1 pseudogene is annotated in these 276 nt (G+C 52.5%); it reads left to right on the forward strand.

Annotated features, from left to right (window positions below):
• A pseudogene (locus Q4563_RS19635) lies at positions 1 to 274 on the forward strand (ABC transporter ATP-binding protein); the annotation flags it as partial.
• Positions 275 to 276 lie beyond the last annotated feature (2 nt).

Below are 276 nucleotides of genomic sequence, written 5' to 3' on the forward strand. Positions count from 1 at the left end.
CTGCACCAGTGTTCGTGCATTGTTGGCCAATATGAAGTCTGAGACCTTTGTGTTTGACCTGATGTCGCAAGCTCCTGCCGATTTGCAGCTGGCCGGATGGGTTGTCCGGGTTGTGGGGGAGGATACCATCGAGGTGGTTGTCAAGGAGGGTCAGAGTATCAATAGCGTGTTTGAGGCCTTGTCTGCCAAGGGGTGTCTGGTGCGTAGTATGCGGCCCAAATCCAATCGTCTGGAAGAGTTGTTTGTGGATCTGGTGCAAGGAGATAACCAATGAGT

The organism is Gilvimarinus sp. 1_MG-2023, from assembly GCF_030548285.1.